The 26,959-nt window shown below is 68.7% G+C and carries 23 protein-coding genes; 10 read left to right on the top strand and 13 right to left on the bottom strand.

What is annotated here, in order from left to right; genetic code table 11:
* The first annotated feature begins 21 nt into the window (after window positions 1–21).
* Window positions 22–1,593 carry a GmrSD restriction endonuclease domain-containing protein gene (locus H4281_RS35600; protein WP_182895264.1) on the top strand — a complete coding sequence of 524 codons (1,572 nt, stop codon included), beginning with the start codon at window positions 22–24 and terminating at the stop codon, window positions 1,591–1,593.
* Between the two features lie 756 nt (window positions 1,594–2,349).
* On the opposite strand, the gene H4281_RS35595 is transcribed toward H4281_RS35600, so the two are convergent.
* Window positions 2,350–3,027 (bottom strand): MBL fold metallo-hydrolase, encoded by a 678-nt coding sequence (locus tag H4281_RS35595; protein WP_182895387.1) that lies wholly within the window; start codon window positions 3,025–3,027, stop codon window positions 2,350–2,352.
* Window positions 3,028–3,105: 78 nt separating this feature from the next.
* Here H4281_RS35595 and H4281_RS35590 point away from each other — a divergent pair, with 78 nt between their 5' ends.
* Entirely contained in the window at window positions 3,106–3,936 is an 831-nt protein-coding gene (locus tag H4281_RS35590; RefSeq protein WP_182895263.1) for a YwqG family protein, read from the top strand.
* Here the strand turns inward: H4281_RS35590 and H4281_RS35585 are convergent.
* On the bottom strand, window positions 3,920–4,633 hold the full coding sequence (locus tag H4281_RS35585) for an RNase H family protein (protein WP_220508323.1): 714 nt from the start codon (window positions 4,631–4,633) through the stop codon (window positions 3,920–3,922). The genes H4281_RS35590 and H4281_RS35585 overlap by 17 nt on opposite strands.
* Window positions 4,634–4,971: 338 nt before the next feature.
* On the opposite strand from H4281_RS35585, the gene uvrA reads away from it, so the two are divergent.
* Entirely contained in the window at window positions 4,972–7,833 is a 2,862-nt protein-coding gene (gene uvrA, locus H4281_RS35580) for an excinuclease ABC subunit UvrA (RefSeq protein ID WP_043828509.1), read from the top strand.
* A gap of 196 nt (window positions 7,834–8,029) precedes the next feature.
* On the opposite strand, the gene H4281_RS35575 is transcribed toward uvrA, so the two are convergent.
* The gene (locus H4281_RS35575) at window positions 8,030–8,659 is read right to left on the bottom strand and encodes a fibronectin type III domain-containing protein (RefSeq protein WP_182895262.1); all 630 of its coding nucleotides are present in this window, start codon (window positions 8,657–8,659) and stop codon (window positions 8,030–8,032) included.
* 114 nt (window positions 8,660–8,773) lie between these two features.
* On the opposite strand from H4281_RS35575, the gene H4281_RS35570 reads away from it, so the two are divergent.
* Window positions 8,774–9,244, top strand: coding sequence for an SRPBCC family protein (locus tag H4281_RS35570; RefSeq protein ID WP_376771993.1), 471 nt, complete (start codon window positions 8,774–8,776; stop codon window positions 9,242–9,244).
* 30 nt (window positions 9,245–9,274) lie between these two features.
* On the opposite strand, the gene H4281_RS35565 is transcribed toward H4281_RS35570, so the two are convergent.
* Window positions 9,275–10,714 (bottom strand): MFS transporter, encoded by a 1,440-nt coding sequence (locus H4281_RS35565; protein ID WP_182895260.1) that lies wholly within the window; start codon window positions 10,712–10,714, stop codon window positions 9,275–9,277.
* A gap of 115 nt (window positions 10,715–10,829) precedes the next feature.
* Here H4281_RS35565 and H4281_RS35560 point away from each other — a divergent pair, with 115 nt between their 5' ends.
* On the top strand, window positions 10,830–11,231 hold the full coding sequence (locus tag H4281_RS35560) for a winged helix-turn-helix transcriptional regulator (protein ID WP_182895259.1): 402 nt from the start codon (window positions 10,830–10,832) through the stop codon (window positions 11,229–11,231).
* 99 nt (window positions 11,232–11,330) lie between these two features.
* Here the strand turns inward: H4281_RS35560 and H4281_RS35555 are convergent, their stop codons facing one another.
* A complete protein-coding gene (locus tag H4281_RS35555) occupies window positions 11,331–12,677 on the bottom strand; it encodes a cation:dicarboxylate symporter family transporter (RefSeq protein WP_182895258.1) in 1,347 nt (448 codons plus the stop codon).
* Window positions 12,678–12,840: 163 nt separating this feature from the next.
* Between H4281_RS35555 and H4281_RS35550 the strand changes: the two genes are divergently transcribed.
* The 5 genes from H4281_RS35550 (at window position 12,841) to H4281_RS35530 (ending at window position 16,910) form a co-directional block, all read left to right on the top strand.
* Window positions 12,841–14,445: a sensor histidine kinase gene (locus tag H4281_RS35550; protein WP_182895257.1), complete on the top strand. Its 1,605-nt coding sequence runs from the start codon at window positions 12,841–12,843 to the stop codon at window positions 14,443–14,445.
* A complete protein-coding gene (locus tag H4281_RS35545) occupies window positions 14,442–15,110 on the top strand; it encodes a response regulator (protein ID WP_067582155.1) in 669 nt (222 codons plus the stop codon). Before H4281_RS35550 ends, H4281_RS35545 begins: the two co-directional genes overlap by 4 nt.
* A gap of 95 nt (window positions 15,111–15,205) precedes the next feature.
* Window positions 15,206–15,973, top strand: a complete 768-nt coding sequence (locus tag H4281_RS35540; protein WP_182895256.1) for an SDR family NAD(P)-dependent oxidoreductase — start codon at window positions 15,206–15,208, stop codon at window positions 15,971–15,973.
* A gap of 35 nt (window positions 15,974–16,008) precedes the next feature.
* Window positions 16,009–16,314: a PadR family transcriptional regulator gene (locus tag H4281_RS35535; RefSeq protein ID WP_182895255.1), complete on the top strand. Its 306-nt coding sequence runs from the start codon at window positions 16,009–16,011 to the stop codon at window positions 16,312–16,314.
* A complete protein-coding gene (locus H4281_RS35530) occupies window positions 16,314–16,910 on the top strand; it encodes a hypothetical protein (protein ID WP_182895254.1) in 597 nt (198 codons plus the stop codon). Before H4281_RS35535 ends, H4281_RS35530 begins: the two co-directional genes overlap by 1 nt.
* An 18-nt stretch (window positions 16,911–16,928) precedes the next feature.
* Here the strand turns inward: H4281_RS35530 and H4281_RS35525 are convergent, their stop codons facing one another.
* From H4281_RS35525 to H4281_RS35490, 8 genes are all read right to left on the bottom strand, one after another.
* Window positions 16,929–18,317 (bottom strand): beta-N-acetylhexosaminidase, encoded by a 1,389-nt coding sequence (locus H4281_RS35525; protein WP_182895253.1) that lies wholly within the window; start codon window positions 18,315–18,317, stop codon window positions 16,929–16,931.
* A 2-nt stretch (window positions 18,318–18,319) separates the two neighbouring features.
* The gene (locus H4281_RS35520) at window positions 18,320–19,174 is read right to left on the bottom strand and encodes a carbohydrate ABC transporter permease (RefSeq protein WP_182895252.1); all 855 of its coding nucleotides are present in this window, start codon (window positions 19,172–19,174) and stop codon (window positions 18,320–18,322) included.
* On the bottom strand, window positions 19,165–20,085 hold the full coding sequence (locus H4281_RS35515) for a carbohydrate ABC transporter permease (RefSeq protein WP_182895251.1): 921 nt from the start codon (window positions 20,083–20,085) through the stop codon (window positions 19,165–19,167). The genes H4281_RS35520 and H4281_RS35515 overlap by 10 nt, the downstream gene beginning before the upstream one ends.
* A gap of 3 nt (window positions 20,086–20,088) precedes the next feature.
* Window positions 20,089–21,372: an extracellular solute-binding protein gene (locus tag H4281_RS35510; RefSeq protein WP_182895250.1), complete on the bottom strand. Its 1,284-nt coding sequence runs from the start codon at window positions 21,370–21,372 to the stop codon at window positions 20,089–20,091.
* Between the two features lie 75 nt (window positions 21,373–21,447).
* Window positions 21,448–22,581 (bottom strand): lactonase family protein, encoded by a 1,134-nt coding sequence (locus H4281_RS35505; protein ID WP_182895249.1) that lies wholly within the window; start codon window positions 22,579–22,581, stop codon window positions 21,448–21,450.
* Window positions 22,582–22,612: 31 nt separating this feature from the next.
* Window positions 22,613–24,004 (bottom strand): GntP family permease, encoded by a 1,392-nt coding sequence (locus tag H4281_RS35500; RefSeq protein ID WP_182895248.1) that lies wholly within the window; start codon window positions 24,002–24,004, stop codon window positions 22,613–22,615.
* Window positions 24,001–25,596, bottom strand: a complete 1,596-nt coding sequence (locus H4281_RS35495; protein ID WP_182895247.1) for an N-acyl-D-amino-acid deacylase family protein — start codon at window positions 25,594–25,596, stop codon at window positions 24,001–24,003. Before H4281_RS35495 ends, H4281_RS35500 begins: the two co-directional genes overlap by 4 nt.
* Window positions 25,596–26,894, bottom strand: coding sequence for an amino acid deaminase (locus tag H4281_RS35490; protein ID WP_182895246.1), 1,299 nt, complete (start codon window positions 26,892–26,894; stop codon window positions 25,596–25,598). Before H4281_RS35490 ends, H4281_RS35495 begins: the two co-directional genes overlap by 1 nt.
* Window positions 26,895–26,959 lie beyond the last annotated feature (65 nt).

The raw sequence follows: 26,959 nt of genomic DNA, 5'->3' as shown, positions 1-26,959 counted from the left end.
GTTGCGCTGAGGGAGCGATTGATGGGCGAAGTGTCGATCAGATCTTTGATCGAGCAGGTGCGGCAAGGGCAACTGAGAGTGCCGGCGTTCCAGCGTGGGTTCGTGTGGGATCCAGACCGGGTGGCCTACCTGATGGATTCCATATATAAAGGCTATCCGTTCGGATCCGCGATCCTTTGGCAGACAAAAGAAAAGCTGAAATCTGAACGAAGGCTGGGGCCATTCTCGTTGCCTGAGCCGACTGCCGACTTTCCCATCAGCTACGTTCTTGATGGTCAGCAGCGTCTGACTTCAATTTTTGGTACGTTCCAGACTGATCTTGAGCCTGATGATGGGGAAACTTGGCCCCGTATATATTTTAGCTTGTCCGCTGCCGGTGATCTGCAAGAGAGTCAATTCCTTGCGCTTGAAGACGGAGAGGTTGATCCCAGGCGACACTTTCCGATTAGTACCTTCTTTGACACTACGGCCTATCGTAAGGCCACCAGCAACTTCACTGATGAAGAGGCTGAGGTGATCGACTCGGTTCAGTCGATATTCAAAGAAGCGAGGATTCCTACGCAAGACATCGTTACTGATAATCGCGGCAAAGTTGCGATTGTCTTCGAGCGGGTCAACCGGCTTGGCGTCGAGCTAGACGTTCTGCAGCTTCTGTCCGCCTGGACGTGGAGTGAGGAGTTTGATCTCCAGACTCGCTTCGCTGGCTTGGCTGAAGTGCTTGCGCCTTTTGGGTTCGGTGAGGTTGGAGCCGACTCGAACCTTCTGCTGAGGTGCTGTGCTGCCGTTGTGGCACGTGACGCCGCCCCGAACACGCTGATGAACATGAGCGGAACCGAGGTTAGAGACCGGTTTGACGAGATCGAGAATGGTGTCCGCGGTGCAATTGATTTCGTGCGCAGCCACCTGCATGTTGAAAAACTGGGCAACCTTCCGTATCCAGCAGTATTGGTTCCCTTGTGTGTCTTCTTTGCGCACGGTAAAGGGAAGTCTCGCAATGTAAGCGACGAGCAGCGGGCAGTGTTGGTTAAGTGGCTCTGGCGGTCGTTCTTTTCGCGCAGGTTCAGTGCGGGAGTTCTTCGTAACCTGAAGCGTGACATTGAAGAGTCTGTCAAGCTGAGAGAAGGGAGGCCGTCCGCTCTTGCAGATGTTTCCGTCAGTCTCCATGCGGACTTCTTTCTTGAGAGGAAATTCTCGGTTTCTGCTGTGGATACCAGGTCTTTCGTTCTGCTTCTCGTGAATGCGCGTCCGCTGAGTTTCGTCTCGGGTTCTCCGGTGTCTCTGCAGAAAGTGCTCTCGTCCTACAATCGCTCGGAGTTTCATCATTTGATGCCGCAGGCGTTCTTGGCGAAAGAGGATATCGGTACCGCATCTGCGAGTGTTCTTGCCAACTTTGCGATGATCTCGGCTGCTGATAACAAGACGTTGGGTGGAGACGCTCCCAGTGTCTACCGGTCACGGATGTCGAGTGCAAAGGTGGATGAGATTCTCAAATGCGCGATATGTCCAAAAAACGTCTTTGATGACGATTTTGAACCGTTCCTGCAGAGCAGGGCGGAGATGCTGGTTGAGGCGGCGAATCAGTTGATGTCGTAGAGCTCTCGCCAGCGGGTTCCTAGAATCGCTGCGGCGCGTTCGCTGAGGCATTGCAACCGGGCGTGGACAGGGCGGCGGTGCCGTCGAGAGAGCGACGATTGGTCGTTGCGTGGGCCGGGCTGAGCCGGTGAGACCTAGAGCGGGCGGAGCCGTCCCTAACAAGGAATTTCACGCGCTGTCGAAGGTGTGGTGTTTGCCGACGAAGCCGCAAGGGTGGAGGGTGGTCCCGCGGTTGCGGACTCGGTCTTGATCGTAGGCGCGGTGCCTCGGCCGCAGGGAATGAGAGGGTGCCGCCGAGGACACGACGTCCGTGTCGCCCCGGGATTTCCTGGCCGGAGAAGACCTTGTGCAAGACCGGGCAGCGTATGCGAGTGCCGCCATGAGCTCGCGTAGGCAGTCCGCAGGTCGTAACGATGCGAACTGGATGATCGCTGGAGAGGGGTGCGCGGAGAAGGGCGCCGCAGAACTAGTCGACCACCAGCGCCGTCAGCCCAACTGAACCGGAGTCTGCTGGTCGACCCTGATTGCGAGGCGGCAGCGCCGGAGACGACAGGGCCGACCTGCGCGCCATGCCGAGCAGGCACCATAAGCAAGCACGTTGAACCTCTGGCCACGTCGGTCTCGGCCTTTGCAAAATCAGTCTTACCAGCGGCCATGCCTCATCTCGCGGCAGCACGAAACCTGCCAGTCTCCGCTGAGGACAGCGGGGCGCCCTTGCCTGGTTCGTGAATCAGTTTCGGCCGGCTGAGGCTCAGGTCACCAGCCGCGTTCGCGCCACTCCGCCAGATGCGGCCGCTGCTCGCCCAGCGTCGAATCGTCCCCGTGCCCCGGGTAGAACCACGTGTCGTCCGGCAGCTGATCGAAAATCCGCGCCTCGACATCGTCCAGCAGCGAGGCGAAGTCCTCCGGCGACGAAGTCTTCCCGACCCCGCCCGGGAACAGCGAATCCCCGGTGAACAGGTGCCCGTGTCCCTTCGGGTCCCGGTACAGCAGCGCGATCGACCCCGGCGTGTGGCCGCGCAGATGGATCACTTCCAGCGTGACCGAGCCGACCTTCAGCGTGTCGCCGTGTTCGACCAGGAAGTCCGGGGGGACCGGCAGCGGTTCCGCGTCCAGCGGGTGCGCCGCGGTGTTCGCGCCGTTCGCTCCGGCGACCGCGCCCAGTGCCTGCCAGTGGTCGGGGTGCTGGTGGGTCGTCACGACGGTGCGCAGCGCGGGGCGGTCGGGGCCGTGGCCGATCAGGTCGGAGATGCGTTCCGGGTCGTTGGCCGCGTCGATCAGCAGCGCTTCGTTCTCCTCGCGGCACACGAGCAGGTACGCGTTGTTGTCCATCGGGCCAACGGAGAGCTTGGTGATGGTGAGCCCGTCCAGCGTCCGGCGGGCGGCGTCGCCGCCCGGTTCGACGTGTCCGGTGTACGTGTCGGCGATGTTCACGAGGTCCCACCGTAGCCGGATCACCCGTGCGGTGGCCACGCGGCCGTTTCTGTCGGCGCCAGCTGTCAAGATCTTCCCATGACCTCTTGGATCGACCCGCTCGCCGGGCTGGCGCGCGAGAACCTTCCGCCGGACGTGGCCGAGGCGTGGGAAACCCTCTTCCGGCCCGCGGTGCGGCTGAACACCGGCGGGAACGGCGTGCGCGTCGGCTGTCTCGGCGGGAATCCCGCGCTGCCCGCGGACGTGGAATGGCCAGTCTGGCGCGGCGAGCTGCCGATGAACTTCGTCGCGGCCGTGGACTGTGCGGCGCTGCCCCGCGTGCCCGGCGGGATCGAGTTGCCCGCGTCCGGTTCGTTGCTGTTCTTCTACTGCGACGACTGGTTCGAGGCGCAGGGCCCGGTCGACCTGACCTCGCTCGGCGCCGTCGTGGTCGTCCCGGCCGGGACGGAGACCGCGGAACGGGCCGCGCCGGAGGGCGTCGAGAGCTATCCGCGGCTGGAGCTGTCCGGGGAAATCGCCGGCACCTTCCCGAACTCCCAGCAGGAGGTGCTGCGCCGTACGCTCGCCCGCGACGGGCTTCCGCTCTCCGACCCGGACAACTGGTCCGAGGAGTTCTACGACCGGCTCCGCGAGTCGTCGGCCGCGCCGTACCACCAGATCGGCGGCTGCTCGTGGCCGGTCCAGGGGCCGCCGGAGGACGAGGTCGCCGCGGCAGTCCTGCCGGAAGAGGCGAGTGAGTCGGATCTCGCGGACGAAGCGGTGCGCTGGGCCCTGATCGCGCAGATCGACAGCGACGGTGACGCGGGCCTCACGTGGGGCGACGTCGGGGTTCTGTACTGGCTGATCCGCGACGACGACCTCGCCGGGGGCCGGTTCGACCGGGTCCGGTGCGTCATGCAGAGCGGCTGAGCCCTCGGCCGCGGCGGTTCCGCTGCAGCCATTCCGTCGTGCAGCAGTGTTCGCACGGTGCGAGTTCGCCGGGGATCACCGACGCCCAGGCGATCCGGACGATCTCGTGGGTGTCGCGGCCCATCCGCTCCTGCCGCTGCTGGCCCCTGCGCAGCCAGTAGCAATCGGCGTCGTTGTGGTAGGCGTGGCCGCCCGCCGTGTGGTAGCCGTTCGGCAGCACTCCGGCGTCGATCTGGCGGCAGTCGGCGCAGTAGGCCTTCGTCATGCCGTGGCGGCACTCGTCGTCCTCCGGCTGCGCGGGCGGGCGGCCGGAGGGGCGGGCCGCCGTCGCGAGATCGGCCAGTTCGGCGAGCTGGGCGCGCGCGGCCGGGTCCTCGGCCGCCCGCCAGGTGATCTCGTGCCGGTCGGCGCAGGTGCGGAGCCGGGGGAGGAGGTCGTCGGACCCCAAGCCGTCCAGCGCGGTGCGGAGATGCTCGCTGTCGCTGTAGAGGTGCACGCGGACCGGCCTGTTCAGGCTTTCGAGTGCTTCCACCGCGGCCGTCAGCGCCATCCGGCCGGCAGTCGTGTCCGCCGCCCCGCCGGCGAGGGTTTTCCGATGGCCGCCGTAGGCCAGCACCGCGGACCAGCCGCCCGGTCCCGGGTCGCCGCTGCCCTTCCCCGCCGCGTAGATCCGCACGGCTCCGGCTTCGCTCGCCACGCCCCGAACGTAGCGGCGGGGACCGACACTTTTGGCGAAACCGGCCGGAAGGCGCTGCCCCGCGCCGGTTCCCGGGGCGTGCACCCGGGCCGGGCGGCCTTCGCCGACCTGTATCGTGGAACCGGGCCAGCCCGCGCATCCGCTCTGCCGCGCGGGGCCTCCGACAGCGTCCGGCGACCCCGCCGCGGGCCGCTTCCCCCGGCCCCCGGAGAGCGGAAAAGCCCAGGCAGAACACGTGCGGTCCGGTTTTTGTCGGTGGTCGTCCCTACCCTGGGCACGTCCGTCGGCACCGGATCTCCCGGCGGGCCACCGAGCAGAACGATGGAAGGGACGAAGGCGTGGCTGATCGCCTCGTTGTTCGCGGAGCGCGCGAGCACAACCTCCGCGGCGTGGATCTCGATCTGCCCCGCGACAGCATGATCGTGTTCACCGGCCTGTCCGGGTCGGGCAAGTCGAGCCTTGCCTTCGACACGATCTTCGCCGAGGGGCAGCGGCGGTACGTGGAGTCGCTGTCGGCGTACGCGCGGCAGTTCCTCGGGCAGATGGACAAGCCGGACGTCGACTTCATCGAGGGCCTCTCGCCCGCGGTGTCGATCGACCAGAAGTCGACCTCGCGCAACCCGCGGTCGACCGTCGGCACCATCACCGAGGTCTACGACTACCTGCGGCTGCTCTACGCCCGCGCCGGCAAGGCGCACTGCCCGAAGTGCGGCGAGGCGATCAGCAAGCAGACCCCGCAGCAGATCGTCGACCAGGTGCTGGAGATGACCGAGGGCACCCGGTTCCAGGTGCTCGCTCCGGTCGTGCGCGGGCGCAAGGGCGAGTACCTCGACCTGTTCCAGAACCTGCAGCAGCAGGGCTACGCGCGCGTGGTCGTCGACGGCACGGTGCACCCGCTCACCGACCCGCCGAAGCTGAAGAAGCAGGAAAAGCACCAGATCGGCGTGGTGATCGACCGGCTCGCGGTCAAGACCAGCGCGCGGCAGCGGCTCACCGACTCGGTGGAGACGGCGCTGCGGCTGGCCGACGGCCTGGTCGAATTGGAGTTCGTCGACCTCGACGAGAACGACCCGCACCGCGTGCGCGGCTTCTCCGAGAACCTGGCCTGCCCCAACGGCCACCCGCTGGCGATCGAGGACCTCGAGCCCCGGTCGTTCTCGTTCAACTCGCCCTACGGCGCGTGTCCCGAGTGCACCGGCATCGGCATCCGCAAGGAGGTCGACCCCGAACTGGTGGTCCCCGACGACGAGCTGTCGCTCGCCGAAGGCGCCATCGCGCCGTGGGCGGGCGGGCAGAGCGCCGACTACTTCCTGCGGCTGCTGGAATCGCTGTCGGAGGCGGTCGGGTTCCGCATGGACACGCCGTGGCGGCGGCTGCCCGCGCGCGTGCAGAAGGCGGTGCTGCACGGCGTCGACGAGCAGGTGCACGTCCGCTACCGCAACCGGTACGGCAGGCAGCGTTCCTACTACGCGGCCTTCGAGGGCGTCATCCCGTTCCTGGAGCGGCGCCTCGAGCAGACCGACTCGGAGTACATGCGCGAGCGGTACGAGGGCTACATGCGCGAGGTGCCGTGCCCGGCATGCCAGGGCACCCGGCTCAAGCCGGAGATCCTCGCGGTCACGCTGGAGCACGCGACGCAGGGCGACCGGTCGATCGCCGAGGTGTGCGCGCTGTCCATCGCGGAGGCGTCGGAGTTCCTCGACGAACTGGTGCTCGGCCCGCGCGAGGCGATGATCGCGGGCGCGGTGCTCAAGGAAATCCAGGCGCGGCTGCGCTTCCTGCTCGACGTCGGGCTCACCTACCTGTCGCTCGACCGCGCGTCCGGCACGCTGTCCGGCGGCGAGGCGCAGCGCATCCGGCTGGCGACGCAGATCGGCTCGGGTCTGGTCGGCGTGCTGTACGTGCTGGACGAACCGTCGATCGGCCTGCACCAGCGCGACAACCACCGGCTCATCGAGACGCTGACCCGGCTGCGCAACCTCGGCAATACGCTGATCGTGGTCGAGCACGACGAGGACACCATCCGGGCCAGCGACTGGGTGGTCGACATCGGCCCCGGCGCGGGCGAGCACGGCGGGCACATCGTGCACAGCGGCCCGTACAAGAAGATCCTGAAAAACAAGGAATCGATCACCGGCGCGTACCTGTCCGGGCGGCGCCAGATCGAGGTGCCGGCGATCCGGCGGCCGGTCGACAAGAAGCGGCAGCTCACCGTGGTGGGCGCGCGCGAGCACAACCTGCGCGGCATCGACGTGTCGTTCCCGCTCGGCTGCCTCGTGTCGATCACCGGCGTGTCCGGGTCCGGCAAGTCGACGCTGGTCAACGACATCCTCGCGCAGGTGCTGGCCAACAAGCTCAACGGCGCGCGCCAGGTCCCGGGCCGCCACACCCGGGTCAACGGCCTCGGCAACGTCGACAAGCTGGTGCGCGTCGACCAGTCGCCGATCGGCCGCACGCCGCGTTCCAACCCGGCCACCTACACCGGCGTGTGGGACCACGTGCGCAAGCTGTTCGCGGCCACCACCGAGGCGAAGGTCCGCGGGTACCAGCAGGGCCGGTTCTCGTTCAACGTCAAGGGCGGGCGCTGCGAGGCGTGCGCGGGCGACGGCACGATCAAGATCGAGATGAACTTCCTGCCGGACGTCTACGTCCCGTGCGAGGTGTGCAAGGGCGCCCGGTACAACCGGGAAACGCTCGAAGTGCACTACAAGGGCAAGACGGTGTCGGACGTGCTGGACATGCCGATCGAGGAGGCGGCCGAGTTCTTCGAGCCGATCAAGGCGATCCACCGGCACCTGCAGACCCTCGTCGACGTCGGCCTCGGCTACGTCCGCCTGGGCCAGCCCGCGCCGACCCTGTCCGGCGGCGAGGCGCAGCGCGTCAAGCTGGCGAGCGAACTGCAGAAGCGCTCCACCGGCAAGACCGTCTACATCCTCGACGAGCCGACCACCGGCCTGCACTTCGAGGACATCAGCAAGCTGATCGGCGTGATCAACGGGCTGGTGGACAAGGGCAACACGGTGATCGTGATCGAGCACAACCTCGACGTGATCAAGACGTCCGACTGGATCGTCGACATGGGCCCGGAAGGCGGCTCCGGCGGCGGCACCGTCATCGCCGAGGGCACGCCGGAACAGGTCGCGGCCACGGAGGGGAGCTACACCGGCGAGTTCCTCGCGCAGGTGCTGAACCCGGCCTGATCTGCGGCTGCGCCCCGCCGGTCGTGGCGATGGCCGCGATGCTGTCGCCGGTCGGCCCGATCGCGGCCCCGGGCCGGCAGAGCGGTGCTGGCGCTGACCGTGGGCTGGGTTGTGGCGTTCTGCCCGCGATGAACTCGAAGCAGGAAGAGCCGTCCGGTGCCATGCCGGGCGGCTCTTCGGCTGTGCGGCGGAAGTTTCAGTCCTTTCCGGTCGTGCGCTCGACGACGGGGGAGAGCGGTCCGTAGGACAGGGCCCGGAGGCGGAAGGCCGAGCCTTGTTCGCCGGGCAGGAGCGACAGCGCGCATTGCGTCGCGTTGGGATCGGCTACCTCGACCGGGACGAAGTCCGGCGTGCCCGGACGGCGGATCTCCAGCAGGAAACCGGCCTCGCCGGTCGAGCGGTCGGTCCAGGTGAAGTGCAGGTTCTGGTCCGGGGCCGGGGTCACGGCGAGGTCGGCCGGGGCGGATTGCGCGGCAGCGGCACCGGAGGGAGCAGTGTTGCCCGCCGTGACGGTCGCCGACACCGGACCGGCGAAGGACCGGATCCGGTAGTAGAACGGCGTTTCCGGGATCAGGTCCGGGTGGGTATAAGAAGTCTGGCCGGGCGGGAGGTACTGCAGCGCGGTCCACGGTCCGCCGGCGGCGTTGGCGTATTCGAGCAGGTAGCCAGCCGCGGCCGGGTCGGCAGGCCAGTGCAGGACGACGTTCGTGGGCGAGGTGAGGGTCGCGGTGAAAGCGGGGGCGGCCGGCGGCGGCGGAGCGGTGCCGCAGCCGACTAGCGTCGCGGTCAGCAGCGCGGCCAGGGCGGTTCGGGCGGCTGTCGGCACGGCAGGCCTCCTCGATGGTTCAGGCGGCGGCGTACCCAAGGGATGGCCAGCCTAGGAAACACAGGTCAAGATCGACAAGCACGCGTTCCGCTGATCGGGAGAGAGGGGCGGACTGTGAGCCTCGAGAAGAAGAGGGACGCCGAGTACTCGTTCCGGAGCGACTGGTGGCTGCCGACTCTCCCGGACCGGGTGTTCGACGCGATCGTCGACCTCGAGTCGTATCCCCGGTGGTGGCCGGACGTCCAGTCGGTGCGCCAGGTCGACGGCGACACCGCCCAGATCGTCTGCCGCTCCCGTCTGCCGTACCGGATCGTCATCGCGATGCACCGGGAGCAGCAGGACGCGGCGGGCCTGCGGGTGCGCGTCCGGCTGAGCGGGGACCTCGACGGGATGCTCGCCGGGGCGATCCACGCCGACGGCGAGGGCTCCCGGCTGGAGATCACGCAGCACGTTCGGGTGCGGAAACCGTTGCTGCGGAGGCTGGACGTCATCGCCCGGCCGTTCTTTCGCGCCAACCACGCGTGGATGATGCGGCGCGGGCACCACGGACTGGCCGGTTACCTCGTGAGTGGCGGCGCCGGTTAGAACCGGCGCCGCCACTCACGAGGTGTCAGGTCAGGACGCGACTGGTTCGGCGGCGGTGTCGGCGGGAGCCGCGGCGGATCGGCGGCCCAGGAGCACCGCGGCGAGGATCGCGGCGAGAGCGGTCAACCCGGCGCTGAAGCCGTAAGCCACCCGGAATCCCGACGCCAGCGCCTCCTTCTCGGAAGCGCCTCCGCCCAGCATCTCGGCAGTCCGGGTCGCGGCGGCGGTCGCCAGCACGGCGGTTCCCAGCGCGCCGCCGACCTGCTGGGTCGTGGTGATCAACCCCGAAGTCACGCCGGAGTCGTCGGGGGTCGCCGCGGACATCGCCAAGCCCATCAGCGCCGGGATCGCCATTCCCGCCCCGGCGCCCATCAGGATCAGCGACGGCAGCACGTGCGATGCGTAGCCGCCGGCGGTCTGGACTTGGGTCAGGTAAAGGAAAGCCACCGACGTCGTCAGCAGACCGGCGACCAGGACCGCGCGCGGGGAGAATCGGCTGTTCAGCCAATCGGCGAGGCCGAGCGAGAACGCGGCGATCATGACCGGCGTCGGGACGAAGGCGAAACCCGTGGTGAGGGCGTCGAAACCGAGGACCTGCTGAAGGTACAGCGCGGTGACGAACTGGAATCCCAAGAACCCGGCGACCATCACGACCATGGTCAGGTTGGCGCCGCTGATCGCGCGCACGCGGAGCAAACGCAGTGGCAGCAACGGGGTTCGCGTCCGGGCTTGGCGCATCAGGAACAGTGCGAGCAGGACGGCCGCCAGCACGAGAGTGCCGATGGTCAGGAACGTCCACCCGGCGTCGCCTGCCTGCACGATGCCCAGCACCAGCAGCATCACCCCGGCGGTGACCAGCAGCGCGCCCAGGACGTCGATGCCGGTGCGCAAGCCGAGGCCGCGGTCGGACGCGACAACCAGCGGAGTCAGGACGAGCGCGGCAATGCCGATGGGCAGGTTGATGTAGAAGGTCCAGTGCCAGTCGAGGCCTTGCGTGAGCGCGCCGCCCGCGACCATGCCGATCGACGCGCCCGCGGCTTGGGTGAAGCTGTAAACGCCGATCGCGCGGACGCGGGCGCGCGGCTCGGGATAGAGCGTCACGATCATGCCCAAGACGACCGCTGACGTCAGGGCCCCGCCGACGCCTTGGACGAACCGAGCGACCACCAGCGCGGTCGCGTTCGGGGAAAGCCCTGCGGCCAGCGAAGCGGCGGTGAAGACGACGATGCCGACGAGGAACACCTTCCGCCTGCCGACCAGGTCGCCGAGGCGGCCCGACAGCAGGAGCAGGCCGCCGAACGCGACGAGGTAGGCGTTGACCACCCAGGCCAGCCCGGGTGCGCTGAAGCCCAGGTCGGTCTGGATCACCGGCAGGGCGACCGCGACGATCGAGCTGTCGAGCACCACCATCAGCGAGGCGGCGGACAGCACGGCGAGCGCCGCGCCGCGATGCCGAGCGGTTTCGGGCATGACAAGGTCCTCCATAACGAGCACAGGGGGAGTTTCCGCTGTTCGTAGCCAGGGCATCTCTTGTTACAGTGCCCATCATGTGTGACCATGGGACGGTGCGGAAGGAGGCACTTTCATGTCCCAGGGGAACATCGCTGTGACCGACGAGGCCACGGACTTCGACCCGGCGAAATTCGCGGTGTGCACGGTGATGGAGGTCGTGAACCGGATCAGCGGGAAATGGGTGATCGGCATCCTGCTGGAGGCGACGCGCGGTCCGGTGCGGTTCACCGAACTCGAACGCTCGGTGCAGGGGATCAGCCGCCGCATGCTCACGCTCACCCTGCGGAACCTGGAACGCGACGGCCTGCTGACGCGCACGGTCTACCCGACGGTGCCGCCGCGGGTCGAGTACGAGGCGACCGACATGGCGCGCGAACTGTACGACTCGCTGTCCGGCCTGGTCGACTGGGCGGAACGGCATCGCGAGGCGATCGCGGTTTCGCGGCAGGGCTACGACGGCCGCACTGCTTGCTGACCTGGAAAGGCACCGCGGCCGTGCGCACGGGGGACGTGCACGGCCGCGGCGCCGAACAGTCCGCACCCGGAGGGAAGGGGCCCGGGCGCGGACTGGGTCTCAGGCGTTCGCCGGGGCGGGCTGAGCGGGCTCGGCCGGTTTCTCGTCGACCAGGGTCGCTTCGTCGAACGGGGCCTGGCCGGTGAACACCGCGCGCGAGCGGTCGCGGTCGAATTCCTTCATCCATGATCCGATGAGGACGGTCGCGACCGCGTTGCCCGCGAAGTTCGTCAGTGCGCGGGCCTCGGACATGAACCGGTCGATGCCGAGGATGAAACCGACGCCGTCGACGAGTTCCGGCCGGTGCGACTGCAGGCCGCTGGCCAGCGTCGCGATGCCGGCGCCGCTCACGCCCGCCGCGCCCTTCGACGCGATGATCATGAACAGCAGCAACGTGATCTGCTCGCCGAGCGCGAGCGGCTGGTCCTGCGCGGTGGCGATGAACAGCGTCGCCATCGTCAGGTAGATCGCGGTGCCGTCGAGGTTGAACGAGTACCCGGTGGGCACCGTGATGCCGACGACCGGCTTGCTGACGCCGAGGTGCTCCATCTTCGCGATCAGCCGCGGCAGCGCGGATTCCGAAGAGGACGTCGACAGGATCAGCAGGAATTCGCGGCCGAGATACCGCAGCAGGCTGAAGATGTTGACCCGCGCGCCGAGCCACAGCACCGCGCCGAGCACGCCGAACACGAACACCAGGCACGTGAGGTAGAAGCCGAGCATGATCACCAGCAGGCTGCGCAGCGCGCCCCAGCCGGTCGCGCCGACCACCGCGGCGATCGCGCCGAACGCGCCCACCGGGGCGGCCCACATGATCATCGCGAGGACGCGGAACACGAGCCGCTGGATGTGCTCGATGCCGCGCAGGATCGGCTCGCCGCGCTTGCCGAGCTTCTGCAGCGCGAACCCGGCCAGCAGCGCCACGAGCAGCGTCTGCAGCACTTGGCCCTCGGTGAACGCGGACACGAAGGTCTTCGGGATGATGCCGAGCAGGAAGTCGGTGGTGCCCTCGCCGCCTTCGGCCTGCTGGTGCACCTTCGACACGTCGGCCGGGTTGAGGTGCAGGCCGCTGCCCGGGTGCAGCAGGTTGCCGACGACGAGCCCGATCGCGAGCGCGAACGTCGACATCACGATGAAGTAGACCAGCGCGGTGATGCCGACCTTGCCGACCTTCGCCGCCTTCGCGACCGAGCCGATGCCCAGCACGATGGTGCAGAAGATGATCGGCGAGATCATCATCTTGATCAGGTTGACGAAGCCGGTGCCCAGCGGGGCGAGGCTCTTGCCGACGGACGGCCAGAGCAGCCCGACCGCGACGCCGAGCACGACGGCGGCGATCACGGCCAGGTACAGGTAACGCGTGCGGTCGCGCTTGGGCGCGGCTGCTTCGGGGGTCGGTGTCGGCACCGTTGCCTCCAGCTCGGTGGGGGGAACGCGGGTCACTATGCGGGGCGGATATGACCGGCGTCACCGTTGTGTTCATTGAGTTCGCGGCGGGTCTGTCCGGTGTGGACTTCCCGGCAGCGGCGCCGGAGTGTTGCCGGACCCGTGCGTGTGCTGGTATGAGCGGGTGCCCCCGACACCTCGGATCCGGACGAGCCGCTGGAGCCTGGCCCGCCAGCTGCTGGTGCTGCAGCTGGCGATCCTGCTCGTGCTCGTCTCCGGCGGCATCACTATTGCCTATCTCGACGCCCGGCGCACGACGACCGACCGGGCCGGGGAGCAGTCGCTCGCGGTGGCCCGTTCGATCGCCGACGCCCCGGATGTCGCGCGGGCGGCCGCGACCGCGGATCCGACCGCGACGCTGCAGCCGTATGCGCAGCGGGTGCTCGTGGACACGCGAGTGGACTTCGTGACGATCATGTCGCCGCAAGGAATCCGTTACACGCACCCGAATCCGGCGTTGATCGGGCAGCGGTTCCTCGGGCACATCGAAGCGGCGCAGCAGGGCGGCGTCGTCTCCGAGACCTACACCGGTTCGCTCGGCCCGTCGGTGCGCGTGGTGGTTCCGGTGTTCGACGCGAACCACCGGGTGGTCGCGCTCGTCGCGGTTGGCATCACGATCGCGGCGATCTCGGCCGAGGTGCAGGAGCGCGTCTGGCCGCTGCTCGGCGTCGCGGCGGCAGTATTGCTGGTGGGCGCCTGCGGGGGCTGGCTGGTGAGCGCGCGGCTGAAGCGGCAGACGCGCGGCATCGCTCCGGCCGAGCTGAGCAATCTGTTCGAATACCACGAAGCGGTACTGCATTCGGTCCGTGAAGGTGTGCTGCTGGTTGACCGCGACGGCCGCGTCGGGTTGTGCAACGACGGCGCCCGCACCCTGCTCGGGCTGAGCGGCGACCCGGTCGGGCAGCCGCTCGCTGAGCTGGGGTTGTCGCCGGAGCTGGCGGCGGCGTTCACCGCGCCGGAAAACCGCACCGAGGAACTGCACCTGACCGATTCGCGGGTGCTGGTCGTGAGCACGACGCTCGTCAGCTCTGGCGGACGCGCGCAGGGCACCGTCGTGATCCTGCGCGACCACACCGAACTTCAGACCCTCACCGGCGAGCTGACCACGGCGCGCAGTCTCGCCGAGGCGTTGCGGTCGCAGGCGCACGAAGCCGCGAACCGGCTGCACACGGTCGTGTCGCTGGTGGAACTCGGCCGTCCTGAGGACGCCGTGGAGTTCGCGACCGCCGAACTCGCGCTGGCGCAGGAACTCACCGACCGCGTGATGACCGCGGTCGCCGAACCGGTGCTGGCCGCGTTGCTGCTCGGCAAGGCCGCGGAGGCGAGCGAACGGGGCGTGGAATTCACCATCACGCCGGACACGATGATCGACGACCTCGGCCCCGGCGTCGCCGGACGGGATCTGGTGACGATTCTCGGCAACCTGATCGACAACGGAATCGACGCTGTGGTGCGGGAATCCGGCACCCGGCCGTCGGTCGTGGTCACCGCGCGGTCCGAAGAGGACGGTCTGCTGCTGCGCGTCGCGGACAACGGCCCGGGTGTGCCGGAGGAGGCGGTGGGGGAGATGTTCCGCCGGGGCTGGTCGACCAAGGCCGGGGACGAGCACGGCCTCGGCCTGGCGCTGGTGGTGCAGGCGGTCCGGCGTTACGGCGGCACCATCGACGTCGGACGCGACGGCGGCGCGGTCTTCACCGTACGGTTGCCGAGGCAGGAGGTGTCGGCGTGATCCGCGTGCTGGTGGTGGAGGACGAGCCGGTGGCGGCCGAGGCGCACCGGCTGTACGTCGAGCGGCTGCCGGGATTCGTCGTCGCCGGCGTGGTGCATTCCGGCGGCGAGGCGCTGCGGTTCTGCGAACGCGAACCCGTCGATCTGGTCCTGCTGGACTTCTACCTGCCGGACACGCACGGTCTCGCTGTCTGCCGTTCGCTGCGCGCGGCCGGGCTGCCGATCGACGTCATCGCGGTGACCTCCGCGCGCGACCTCGCGCTGGTCAAGGCGGCGGTCTCGGTCGGGGTCGTGCAGTACCTGCTGAAGCCGTTCACCTTCGCGTCGTTGCGGGACAAGCTGGAGCGCTACGCGTCGTTCCGCGAGGCGTCCGGCGAGGTCACCGGGCAGGCGGAGATCGACCGCGCGCTCGGCACGCTGCGCACCACCGAGTCCGCGCCGCTGCCCAAGGGCATGAGCGCGGAAACGCTGGACGCGATCACCGACGCGCTCGCCGGGGCGGGCGAAGGGCTGTCCGCCGGCGGTGCGGCGAGCGCGATCGGGGCGTCCCGGGTCACCGCGCGGCGGTACCTGGAGTACTTGGCGGACAACGGATTGGCGCAGCGCGAACCGCGATACGGGCAGGTCGGACGGCCGGAGGTCTGGTACCGGCTGAAGCCTGGCTGAGCGCTGACCGGGCCCGTCAGCGCTTCGTGCGCGGCCGGTAAGCGGCCTCCCCGAAAGTGTGGACATCGAAGTTCACCACTCAAGGGGAGCAAGAAATGACGCAGAAGACCGCACTGGTCACCGGCGGCGGCAAGGGGATCGGCCGGGCCATCGCGACGCGGCTGGCGCACGACGGCGCGCTGGTCGCCGTGCACTACGGCAGCGACGAAGCGGCGGCCAAGGAGACTGTCGCGACGATTGAGGCGAACGGCGGCAAGGCGTTCTCAGTGCAGGCGACGCTGGGTGTCGACGGGGACGCGGAGACGCTGTTCGACCGTCTCGCGGCGGAGTTGCGCGAACGCACCGGCGAGGTCGCGCTCGACATCCTGGTCAACAACGCAGCGACCGGCGCGGGCTCGATCACCACTGCGACGTCGGAGGAGTTCGACAAGGTGTTCGCGGTGAACGTGAAGGCGCCGTTCTTCTTGGTGCAGCGCCTGCTGCCGGTGCTGCGGGACGGCGGCCGGATCGTCAACATCTCGTCCGCGGACACGCGCATCGCGCTGCCGTTCGAGCTGGCGTACAGCATGACGAAGGGCGCGCTCGACGTGTTCACCCGCAGCCTGGCGCAGGAACTCGGCCAGCGGGGGATCACGGTGAACGGGGTCGCCCCAGGTCCGACGCCGACCGACCGCACCGCGCACATGTTCGCCGACGAGCGGATGCGCGCGGGCATGGCGGGTGCGTCCGCGCTCCGGCGGGTCGCCGACGCGACGGACATCGCGGACGTGGTCGCGTTCCTGGCCTCGGCGGACTCGCGCTGGGTCACCGGGCAGGTCGTCGACGCCACCGGCGGGACCTTGCTCGGCCCGGTCGTCGGCTAGTTGAGGGCTTGCGCGACATAGGTCATACTTGGCTGATGCGCGTAACGCACGCCCTGGTGCAGCTGGCCGCCGCACTCATGGCCGCACCCGAGGACCGGCACTGGGGCTACCGGCTGTCGCGCGCTTCCGGAGTCCGTTCCGGCGCGATGTACCCGCGACTGACCCAGATGCTGGCCGAGGGCTGGCTGGAAGACGGGTGGGAATCGGTCGAGGAGGCCGGCGGCAGGCCTCCTCGCCGGTACTACACGCTCACCGGGAAAGGGAAGGCCGAACTGGGCGCGCTGCTCGAACGGGCGGCCGCCGACGAGAGGTTCCGCGGTCTCCGGCTCGGGTGGGCCTGATGGACGAGCTGGCCGGACACGTCGCGACCTGGGGAGCCGGCACGCTCGTGCTGACCGCGCTGGTCTTCGGGTTCTTCCCGGTGTTCGCGGTGAACCTGCTGGCCAGGGTTTATCCGAAGGGGCATCCGCGGCGGGCCGAACTGGTCGCCGAACTGCACGACGTCCCGCGGCGGGAACGGCTGATCTGGGTCGCGGAGCAACTCGCCACGGTCTTGTTCGACGGCGTGCCGGAACGGGTGCGGGCCCGCCGACGCGGCGCTTCCGCCGAGCGGGAGCGCCGCGAGTTCGAAGAACTGACGGCGGTCGAGCAGATGGAACGACTGCGGAATCTGATCGCGCGGCTGCGCAGTTTCGGCAGCGACGACCTCATGTCGGAGGAGATCGTCGGCATCACCGCCGAGAAGACGCGGGTCTCCGGGGAGATCGTCCAGGTCCATGTGCGAGCCCATCGACGGCCGGGGTTCGAGCCGCCGCCGGAGTGGCCGTCGATCGGCGCGGTCCCCGCGGGTTCGTGGTACCGGCCCGCGTACAGCCCTCGGCTGCTGCACCGCGCGCCTCGTCCGGCCGCATTCGTGAAACCGGGCGGCTCTGCCTGATGCAGAGCCGCCCGGGGATCAGCGAGGGCGGCCCGGCGCGTCCGGCCGGGTCTGCCACGGACGCGGCCCGTCGAGCGGCCGGTACTCCACGCCGAGCGCGTCCAGCCGCGGCAGGTGGTGGTCCCGCAGCCGGGGCAGGAACTCCGCGTAGTCGCGCGGTCCGCTGCTCCACGCGACCTCGGCGAACGCCGACAAGCGAGGGAACGCCGCGTAATCCGTCCGCCGCACGGTGTCCAGGTGTTCGGACCACAGCTGCGCCTGGACGCCGCGCACGTGCGGTCCCGACTCGGGTTCGAAACCGTAGAAATGCTCGAGATCCTGGAGGTACCCGACCGGGATCGGCTCGTCGGGGTGGTCGCTTTGCCGGTGGTCGAGGTACACGCCGTCCTCGGGACAGAGCACCACCTCGTGCCCGGCCTTCACCGCCAGCGAGGCGCGTTCGCGGTCCTGCCACACGCCGATCACCATCGCCGGAAGGTCGCCGCCGTCGAGGACCTCGTCCCAGCCCATCGGCGTGCGGCCGCGCGCGACGAGATGGTCGGCGATCGCCCGGACGAACCGATGGTGCGCCTCGGTGACGCCGGGCACCTCGTCCCCGCCGAGCGCGATCACCTGCGACGGGAAGATGTCCAGCACGTGGTCGAAAACCGTGCGGAAGAAGTCCAGAGCGGACTCCGACGGGTCGAGCAGCGAAGTGCTGATGCCCCAGGAAGTCCATACCTCCCAAGGGGTGTCGCTGGCCGGGCCGAGTTCCGGGTATGCGGTGATGGCGGCTCGGGCGTGTCCGGGAATGTCCACTTCGGGCACCACGGTGACCGCCTGCGACGCGGCGTACGCGACGATCTCGCGCAGATCGTCCACAGTGTAGTAACCGCCGTGCGGGCGGCCGTCGCGTTCCGGGCCGTCGTGCCTGCCGACCATCGACGATTTCCGCCAGCCGCCGACGGACGTGAGCCGGGGGAACTCCGGCGTCTCGATCCGCCAGCCCTGGTCGTCGGTGAGGTGCAGGTTCAGCACGTTCAGCTTGTGCGCGGCCAGCAGATCGATGAACCGCAGCACCTCGGCCTTCGTCCGGAAATGCCGGGAAACGTCGTAAAGGCAGCCGCGCCAGGCGAAACGCGGATGGTCGGTGATCGTCCCGCACGGCAGCTCGGCCGGTCCATTGTGGATCGAAGCGGCACGGAACGCGTCCGGACCGGCCAGTTGGCGAAGTGTTTGGCGGCCGTAGAACTCGCCCGCGGCGTCGGCTGCTTCGAGCGTGACGCCGTCGGGAGCGATCGTGAGCCGGTAGCCCTCGGCGGGGAGGTTCGCGCCCGGGCGGACCTCGACCGGAGCGGGCCACGGGCAGGTGCCGGGCGCCGCTTCCGCGGACACCGGACGGGGGAGGAGGGCGGCGAAACCGGACATGGTCATCCCTTCACGGCCCCGGCCGTCCCGCCGATGAGTTTCCGTTGCACCAGCACGAAGAACACCAGCACGGGAATCGTCATCAGGGTGGACGAGGCCATCACGGCGCCCCAGTCGGTGTCCTCCGGTTTGAAGAACACCAGGATCGCCTGCGGCAGAGTCTGGTTTTCGGTCTTGGAGATGATGAACGTCTTGGCGAACAGGAAGTCGTTCCACGCGTGGATGAACGCGAGCACGCTCACCGCCACGAGCCCGGGGGCGACGAGCGGGAACAGGATCTGCCAGGTGAACCGCATCCGCGACGCACCGTCCAAAGTGGCCGCTTCCTCCAGTTCGGCGGGCACCGCGGCGACGAACCCGCGCAGCATCCAGATCGCGAACGGCAGGCTGAACGCCAGGTGCACCAGCACGAGCGAGCCCAGTTCGTTGAGCCCGAAGGCGGGCACCGTGCCGCCGACCGAGCGCATCAGGAAGAACAGCGGGATGGTCAGCGCTTCCACCGGCACCATTTGCGCCACCAGCAGCATCACCAGCAGCACTCCGCGGCCGCGGAAGCGGAACCGGGTGAGCGCTACCGCGGACAGGAACGAGAACACCAGGGACAACAGCACCACGACGACCGCGACCACGAGGCTGTTGAGGAAGTACCGGCCGAATCCGGACACCGTGAGCACGCGCTGGAAACTGTCCAGCGAGGGCGCGAACGTCCACGGTTTCGGATGCGCGGACTGGATTTCGCCGGCCGGCTTGAACGCCGAGAGCACCATCCAGTACAGCGGGAACGCGACGATCCCGGCGATCACCACGGTCACGATTTCGGCGACGAGCCGCGCGGGGCGGCGCACTTTCAGAGCCATGCGGCACTCCGGCGCTGGGACCGGACGTAGAGCCCGGTGATCGACAGCAGCAGCAAGGTCATCACGACCCCGATCGCCGAGCCGAGCCCGTACTCCTGCCCGGCGAACGCCTGCTGGTAGGCGTAGACGTTCAGGATCAGGTTCCGGCCTGCGATGCCGCCTCCGTTGGTCATCACGTAGATCTGGGTGAACACCTTGAAGTCCCAGATGATCGACTGCACGGTCGCGATGGTGAGCAGCGGCCGCACCGCGGGCAGGATCACCGACCACGAGGTGCGCCACACCGACGCGCCGTCGAGCGCGGCGGCCTCCAGCGTCTCCTTCGGCACCGCGCTGATCCCGGCGTACATCGTCACCATCACGAACGGGAACGAGCACCAGATCACCTCGGCGGCGACCAGCCCGAACGTGCCGAAGGTGCCGAACGTCCAGGAATGGTGCTCCATCCCGGTGAACCCGATGCCCGAGAGCACCTCGTTGACCAGGCCGAAATCGGTGTCGAAGAGGAACAGCCAGACGTAGGAGCCCGCGATCGCCGGGGTCGCCCACGCGCCGAGCGCAGCCAGGAACAGCAGCATGCGCGGCAGCGCGCGGACCCGGCTCGCCAGCACGGCCAGCGCCGTGCCGACGACCAGGCTGCCGAGCACGCAGGCCGCGGCGAACCCGACCGTTTTGCCGAGCACCGTCCAGAACTGGACGTCGGCCAGCAGGCTGACGTAGTTGTCGAGGCCGAGGAACACCAGCGGGGCCGCGCCCGCCGCCTGCGGCTGGCCGTAGTCGTAGAGCGAGATCACGACCAGCTGGTAAATCGGGTACACCAGCAGCGCGGCGAGCAAGACGCCCGCCGGCAGCAGGTACAGAAGGGCCGCGCGGCCGTCGCGGCGGACGGTCGCGGAACGGACTGCGGCCACGGGTCAGCCGAAGTTCTTGTTCATCGCCGCGGCGGCGTCGGCCAGCGCGGCGTTCGCGTCCTTGCCGCCGGTCGCGATCTGCTGCACGGCGGTGGGCAGGACGTTCTGGCTGTCGATCTTGGACCACGCCGGGGTGCTCGGCACGAACTTCGTGCCCGCGCTGAGGGTGTCCACGAACGCCTTCAGCGTCGGGTCGCTGGCGGCGAGCTTCTTCTGCACCGACGAGAGGGTGGGCAGGTTGCCCATCGCCGCGTACATCTTCTCCTGGTACTTGATGCCGGCCAGGAGCTCGGCGAACTGCACCGCGAGACCGTGGCGCTGGCTCGCGCCGAACACGCCGAGCAGGTTGCCGCCGGCGAACGCGGGCGCGACCGAACCCGGGGTGGTGCCGGGCAGCGGCATGATCGCGTACTTGCCCTTGACCGCGCCCTTTTCGACGGCCTTGCGGTTGAAGTCGCCGCCGATCACCATGCCCGCCTTGCCGCCGGCGAACGCGGTGACGCTCTGCGTGCCGGTGAGGTTGGCGCAGGCCGCGGGCGGGCAGATGTCGTCCTTGATCAGGTTCGCGTACGCGGTGACGCCTGCCTTGGCCTGCGGAGAGTCCACAGTGGACGTCCAGTTGCCATTGTCCTGTTTGGCCAGGTCGCCGCCGTTGGCCCAGATGAACGGCAGCATCGCGTAGGTGTACTTGCCTCCGGTGGCGATGCCGTACAGATCCGGCTTCTTCTCGCGGATCTTGCGCGCGTCTTCGGTCAGCTCGGCCAGCGTCGCGGGCGGCTTGAGACCGAGTTCGGCGAAGACATCGGTGCGGTAGTACAACGCGCGGATGCCGGTGTACCAGGGAATGCCGTAGATCTTGCCGTTCGCCTTGGCGGTGTCCACTACGGACGGAAGCAGGTCCTTGCCGTCCGACCAGTTCGAGATGTCCTTGGTGAGGTCGGACAACGCGCCGGTCTGCGCGTAGCTGGAGACGTCGGTGTTGCCGAATTCGGCGACGTCGGGGGCGTTGGACGGGTCGTTGAACGCACCGGAGAACTTGTCCGCGCGGCCTTCGACCGGAACCCACTGCACGTCGACCTTCACGCCGGCGTGGTTGGCCTCGAATTCGGTGATCGCTTCCTTGACCGCGGCCTCCTTCGGCGCGCGGTTCGCCTCGTCGAACAGCCAGACTCTCAGCGTGCCGTCGGTTTGATTTCCGCCCGAGGCGGCCGGACCGGATTGGGTGGGCGCGCACGCGGCGAGCAACGCCAGCGCGGCGACAGCGGGCAGGACAGAACGCAGCTTCATCGGTGACTCCTGTCGCGGGGACCGGTCAGAGACCGGGAAAGACGGGGCTGTGCGGCGTGCCAGCCCCGGTTTTTCTCAGACGAAGAAGACGGAGTTGACGTTCGGCACGGCGAGCGAGCCCGCGGACTTGCCGGGCAGGCCGGTGGCCGGGTCGCGCGGCAGCCAGGTGACCGTGCCGGAGCGCTGGTTCGAGACGTAGAACCACTTCTCGTCCGGATCCAGCGCGAGATGCCGCGGCCAGTTGCCGCCGGACGCCGCCGAGGAGACCAAGCTGAGCCCGGCTCCGCCGTCGGCGACGGTGAAGGCGGCGATGGTGTTGGGGCCGCGCACAGTGGCGTAGACGAACTTCCCGTCCCGCGACACTGTGATTTCGCCGGGGAACAGTTCGCCGGTGCTGCCCGGCGGAACCGCGGGGACCACGGCGATCGGCTTGAACGTGCCGGTGGCGGCGTCCCAGCTGGCGACGGTGATCTCCGGGCGCAGTTCCTGGGCGACGTAAGCGAATGTGCCGTTCGGGTGGAACGCGAGGTGCCGCGGGCCGGCGCCGGCGGGGAGGGTGATCTGCTTGTGCAGCTTCAGCTTTCCTTTGCCGGTGTCGAACGAGTAGACGTACACCGAGTCGGTGCCGAGGTCGACCGCGAGCACCCACTTGCCGGACGGATCGGTGACGACCTGGTGCGCGTGCGGCTCTTTGCCCTGGTGTTGCTGCAGATCGGTGGCCGCGCCGAGCTTGCCGCCGGACTTGATCGGCAGGACTACGACGCTGCCGGAGTCGTAATTCGCGGCCAGCACGTACTTCTGGCTCGGGTGCACCGAAAGGTGTGTGGGCGAGCCGCCCTTGGAGGAGGTCGACCCGAGCAGCTTCGGCCGGGCCGGGTCGGAGATGTCCAATGCGGACACCGTGCCGGTCTCCGCGCCCTCGTTTTCGTTCGTGACGTACAGGATCCGGCCGTCGCGAGTGCGGTCGAACCAGGAGACGTCGGTCAGCTTCGGGACCGTGCGCACCGGCGTGAGCGCGGGGCTGCCCGCCGCTCGCTGGGTGACGTCGAGCCCGTGGCCGGCCGGCGAGGAGCTGGTGTAGCTGCCGACGTACACCGTCGTGGCCGCACGCGGCCGGGGCGCCGCCGTGGCGAGCTGTGCGCCCACCACGGCGGCGGCCCCGGCCGCGCCGACTGCTCCGACGAACGTGCGGCGGGAAATCTCGGTCATCGAATACCCCCGGAACGTGTGCCGATGTGGTTCAGACCAATGCCATCACCAATGCTGCCACACCGAAACCGCTCAAGGAAAGGACTGTTTCCAAAGCCGTCCAGGTTTTCAGGGTTTGCGTCACGGTCAGCCCGAAGTACCGGGACACGATCCAGAATCCGCCGTCGTTCACGTGCGAGGCGATGATCGACCCGGCCGAGATCGCGACCACCAGAAGCGCCAATTGTGCTTGCGAGTAATGCAGTTCCATCACCGTCGGCGCGACAATGCCGCTCGTCGTCACGATCGCGACCGTCGCGGAACCCTGGGCGATGCGCATGCCGCAGCTGATGATGTATGCCGCCAGCAGCACCGGAAGCCCGGCGTCGCCAAGGGAACCGGCCACCGCCTTGCCGATCCCGGTGGCGGACAGCACCGCGCCGAAGAACGAACCCGCGCCGACCACCAGAAGAATCATCGCGACCGGGCGCAGCGCGTTGGCGGAAAGCTGGGCCAGGTCCGCGCCGCTCATCCCGCGACGGCGGCCGAGCAGCCACGAAGCGAGCAGCGTCGCGATGGTCAGCGCGATGGCCGGGGTGCCGAGGAACGCCGCGATGCCCGCTCCGGTGGAACCCTTGGGCAGCAGGATGCTGCCGAACGTGCCCACGAGGATCAGCACCAGCGGCACCGCGATGATCCCGGCGACCAGCTTGAGCGAGGGCGCGGGGCCTTCCTGCTCGCCTTCTTCCCCGGCGAGCTTCGCGAAGTCCTCGGCCAGCGGCACGTTCACCCGCTTGCCGATCCACGTCGAGTACAGGATGCCGCCGATGAACCAGGCCGGGATGCCGCAGACCGCGCCCATCAGGATCAGCCAGCCGAGATCGACGTGCAGCAGGCCGGCCGCGGCGACCGGCCCCGGGTGCGGCGGGATGAAGGCGTGCGTGATGGAAAGCCCGGCCAGCAACGGCATCGCGTACAGCACGATCGACCGGCCGCCCTGCTTCGCCGCCGCGTAGACCAGCGGCGCGAGCACGAAAATGCCGATGTCGAAGAATACCGGGATGCCGAAGATGAGCCCGGAAAGACCCATGGCGAGCGGGGCGCGTTTCTCGCCGAACGTCCGCAGCAGCGCCGCGGTGAGCACGCGCGCACCGCCGGATTTCTCCAGGATCGAGCCGAGCAGCGTGCCCAGCCCGATGATCGCCGCGATGTGCCCGAGAATGCTGCCGAAGCCCTTCTCCAGCAGCGAATCCGAGGTTTTCTGGGCGGTGCCGACGAGGGTGCCGACCGGCACGCCCGCGGCCAGTGCGGTGAGCAGGCCCACCACGATCAAGGCGATGAACGGTTCGACCTTGACCTTGATGATGAGGAAAAGCAGCACCGCGATGGACACCGCGGCCAGGGTGAGCAGACCGGCTGTGCTGGTCTGCAGCCAGTGGATCATCGTCGACTCCGGGGATGGCGAAGGGAATGCCCGGCGAGCGCGCCGGTGGGGGTTCCGTCTTCGAGGGCGGCGACGCCGTTGACGAAGACGTGGGAGAGGCCCGCGGCTGGTTGCCGCGGATTGTCGAACGTCGCGGTGTCGGCGACCGTGTCCGGGTCGAAGAGCACCAGATCGGCTGCGTAGCCGGGACGCACGAGGCCCCGGTCGGTCAGCCCCAGCCGCCGTGCCGCGCGCCCGGTGAGGTGCGCGACGCAGTCGGCCAGTTCGAGAACGCCCAGTTCGCGGACGTAGCGCGCGAGGTACCGCGGGAAGGTGCCCCACGCGCGGGGATGCGGCCGTGCGCCGACCAGCAGGCCGTCCGAGCCGCCGGTGTGCGTGCGGTGCCGCATGATGGCCTGCACGTTTTCCTCGTGGCCCACGTGCATGAGGCAGGACGTGCCGAGCTTTTCGTCGATGAGCGTGTCGAAATACAGCTCTGCGGGGGATTTCCCGGCGGCACGGGCGGAAGCGAGAACGCTGTGCCCCACCAGCGCGGCGTTTTCCTCGCGGCGGACACCGTTGATTTCGATGGCGTCCCAGTCGATCGGCACACCGTGCGCACCGTCCGAACCGGACTCTTCGATCTCGGCGCGGATGCGTTCGCGAGTGTCCGGGTCGGACAGCCGAGCGAGTGTCGGTTCCAGACCGCCTTCGGTAGACCAACTCGGCAGCAGCGCCGACAGGTAGGTCGCGCCGGGCAGGTACGGGTACGTGTCGAGGGTGATGTCGCAGCCGTCGTCGAGCGCGTGGTCCAGCAGCCGCAACAGATCCGGGGCTTTGCCCTTGTTGACCGAGAAGTTCATCGTCGCGTGCGCGAGGTGCAGCGGACAGCCGGAGCGGCGGGAGACGTCGACCATTTCCGCGAACGCCTCCAGCGCGCCCGCGCCGTAACTGCGGTGGTGCGGGCTGTAGTAGCCGCCGCGTTCGCCGACCACGCGGCACAGCTCGACCAGTTCCTCGGTGGTCGCGTACATCCCGGGCGTGTAGGTCAGCCCGGACGACAGCCCGAACGCGCCTTCTTCCAGCCCGGTCGCGATGAGTTCCCGCATCCGCGCCAGCTCGGCGTCCGTGGCGGGCCGGTCTTCCCAGCCCACCACCAGCATCCGCACTGTGCCCTGCGGCACGAGATACGCGGCGTTCGTCGCGATGCCCTGGTCGAGCCGGTCGAGGTACTCGCCGACCGAGCGCCAGCTCCAGTCGAAGCCCGCCGGGTCGTCGTTCCATCCGGCCAGCTGCTGGCGCAGGCTCGCGAGCACTTCGTCGTTGACCGGCGCGTAGGAGAGGCCGTCCTGCCCCAGCACCTCGGTGGTCACGCCCTGGCTGATCTTCGCCAGATGGTCCGGGTTGGCGAGCACTTGCAGGTCGGAATGCGAGTGCATGTCGATGAAACCGGGGGAGAGGACCTGCCCGGTCGCGTCGAGCACACGCGGTGCGGTCAGTTCGCCCGGCGCGGCGATGTCGGCGATGCGGTCGCCGGTGATCCCGACGTCGCGGATTTCCAGCGGGGCCCCGGTTCCGTCGGCGACTCGGGCACCGCGGATCACGAGGTCCATCAGAACCACGTCCGCACGAAGTCGACCACCGTCTCGCCGTCGCTGTCCACGACCGGCAGCAGCGACCACTTGTCGAACGTCGTGCACGGATGCGACAGACCGAGCCGCACCCAGTCGCCGACCTCGACTGGCGACCCTTCCGGCAGTTCGAGGAACGCGTGCTGGTCGTTGAGCTTCGGGACGGTGTGCCCGGTCAGCTCGGTGACGACGCCGTCCTTGCGCAGCAGTTGCGGCTCCGGCATGCCTTCGTCGTACGGCAGGTCGCGCTTGCCCGCGGTGAGCAGCGCCAGCTCCGGCGTCGGCTTCGACGTGACCTGCGCCCATGCGTGCAATGCCGGACGGAAGCTGTCGACGCCAGCGATGCGCGGGTGCTCGCCGAGCGGCGAGATCTCGCGGTAGAAGCCGTCGTCGTGGGTCAGGTACGCGCCGCTGCGCAGGATCGGGACCACGTCGAGACCGTCCGGCCAGGGCTTGGTCAGCTCGTCCACGACGCGGTCGAAGTACGCGCTGCCGCCCGCGGTGACGTACACCGGGCCGTCGGCGAGCAAACCCTTGTCCGCGAAGGTGATCGTCGCGTCGCGAAGACTGTCCACATAGGAACTGATTTTCGCCAGCGCCGCTTCGTCGGTGTGGTGCGAAAGCGCGCCTTCGTATCCGCCCGTGCCGCGCAGTCGCAGCACCGGGCTCTGCGCCGCCGCTTCGGCAACGGCAAGCGCGGTCGCGGCGTCGCGGACACCGGTGCGACCGCCTTCGCCGCCCAGCTCCACCAGCACATCGACGGGCCGCTTGGCGCCGGCGAGCGCGTCGGTCATCAGCTCGACGCTGCGCACCGAATCGACCCAGCAGACGAATTCGAAGTCCGGATCCGCCGCCAGTTCGCCGGCCAGCCAGCGCAACGCGGACGGGTCGACGAGCTGGTTCGCCAGCAAGATCCGCGGCACGCCGAACGCGCGGTAGATCCGCACATGCCCGGCGTTCGCCGCGGTGATGCCCCACGAGCCGTGCTCCAGCTGCCGGGCGAACAGCTCCGGGGCCATCGTCGTCTTGCCGTGCGGCGCGAGCGCGATGCCGCGTTCGGCGCACCAGCGGGCCATGGTGGCGAGGTTGTGCTCCATCGCGGCCGCGTCGATGACCACGAACGGACCGAAGAAGCCGTCGTCGAAGAGCTTGGCACGGCGGGCGGCGGCTTCGTCGAGAGTGAGCCCGGACAGTGCCGGAGGGAGAGCGCGGAAGCGCCAGTCGATCCGTTCGCCGCGCCCGGCTCGGACGGCGGCGGTGAGAGCGGCGTTGCTGTTCATCTGGGACCTCGGTTGCGTATCTTGCAACGGACGTTGCGCAAAATGCGTTGCATAGGTGTAGCATC

It is taken from the genome of Amycolatopsis dendrobii, assembly GCF_014145675.1.
Lineage (GTDB): Bacteria > Actinomycetota > Actinomycetes > Mycobacteriales > Pseudonocardiaceae > Amycolatopsis > Amycolatopsis dendrobii.
This window is presented reverse-complemented; position numbering and strand designations above follow the sequence as displayed.